The following is a 1,329-nucleotide window of genomic DNA, read 5'->3' as shown; positions in this document are numbered from 1 at the left end:
TGACCCGTCCTGCCCTGCGTTGACACCTTTCCACCCCCCAAAGGAAAAGTGTCATGGAATCAAGGACCAAGCGCACGCAGCGCGACTACACGATGGCCTTTAAGCTGGCAGTTGTCGAGCAGGTAGAAAAAGGCCAGTTCACCTACAAGCAAGCCCAGGTGCATTACGGCATCCAGGGCAAGTCGACGGTGCTGGCGTGGCTTCGCAAACACGGCAGACTGGGCTGGCCACGTGCGGCATCATTGACGGCCATGCCCATCGACAAAGCCCCCAGCCCCCTCACACCCGAGCAAGAGATCAAAGCGCTGAAGGCGCAATTGCAGCAATCCCAGCAGAAGGCGCAGTTGTTCGAAGCCGTGATCGACGTGCTGCGCAAGGACTATGGGGTGCGCATCGTAAAAAAGCCTTCTGGCAAGTCCTCGACCAAGCCCTCGTCCAGGGGCTGAGCGTTAGCAGGGCTTGCCAGCACATGGGCGTGAGTCGCCAAGCGTATTACCAAGGGCGCTGCCGACATGCCCAGCGCGTGGAGCACGCCAAGGTTGTCGTTCAACAGGTCAAGGAGCTGCGTATGCGCCAGCCTCGGGTGGGGACGCGAAAGCTGCATTACATGCTGAGTGAACCATTGGGCCTGCAGGGAATTGTCTTGGGCCGGGACGCCATGTTCGACGTGTTGCGCAACGCCAGGATGCTGGTTCCTCCTGGACGTGCGTACCACAAGACCACCCACAGCCACCACCGCTTCAGGCGCCATCCCAATCTGCTCAAGGTCGGGCCACAGCAGGTGCACGCTGCCCACAGTGAGCAAGTCTGGGTGGCCGACATCACCTACCTGCCCACCGCAGGCAGGTTCGTGTACCTGAGCCTGGTGACGGATGCCCACTCCCGCAAGATCGTGGGCTGGCACGTGCACGAGAGCTTGCAGACCGAGGAGGTGGCGCAGGCGTTGCAGATGGCGCTCAGGCAGCGCCAGACCCGCCAGCGCCTGGTACACCATTCGGACAGGGGGATCCAGTACTGCTCGACCTACTACCAGCAGCTTCACCGGAGCCATGGCCTGACCTGCTCGATGACGGACGGCTACGACTGCTACCAGAACGCGTTGGCCGAGCGGGTCAACGGGATTCTGAAGACGGAGTTCCTGTTGAGCCGGCCACAAGACATCCATCAAGCCAGGCGCATGGTGCAGCAGTCAATAGAGATATACAACCACGAGAGGGTTCATCTGTCGCTGAAAATGCAAACACCCGATGCGGTGCATCGGGCGTCATTGGCCGGGTTGCTCCGGCTTGTTTAACCGTTTGAGGTGTCAACGCTATTCAGGACGGGTCA

General features: G+C 60.5%; 1 protein-coding gene. It reads left to right on the top strand.

The genetic code is table 11. From position 1 onward, the window contains the following. Nucleotides 1-53: 53 nt before the first annotated feature. Nucleotides 54-1,294 (top strand): IS3 family transposase gene (locus tag QYL93_RS31805; protein ID WP_370877095.1). Its coding sequence is split into 2 segments (ribosomal slippage): nucleotides 54-411 and nucleotides 411-1,294, totalling 1,242 coding nucleotides; the frame shifts between segments, so codons are not numbered across the junction. The last annotated feature ends 35 nt before the right edge of the window (nucleotides 1,295-1,329 follow it).

The organism is Acidovorax sp. A1169 (genome assembly GCF_030704685.1).
In the GTDB taxonomy this organism is placed as follows: Bacteria; Pseudomonadota; Gammaproteobacteria; order Burkholderiales; family Burkholderiaceae_C; genus Acidovorax.
This window is presented reverse-complemented; position numbering and strand designations above follow the sequence as displayed.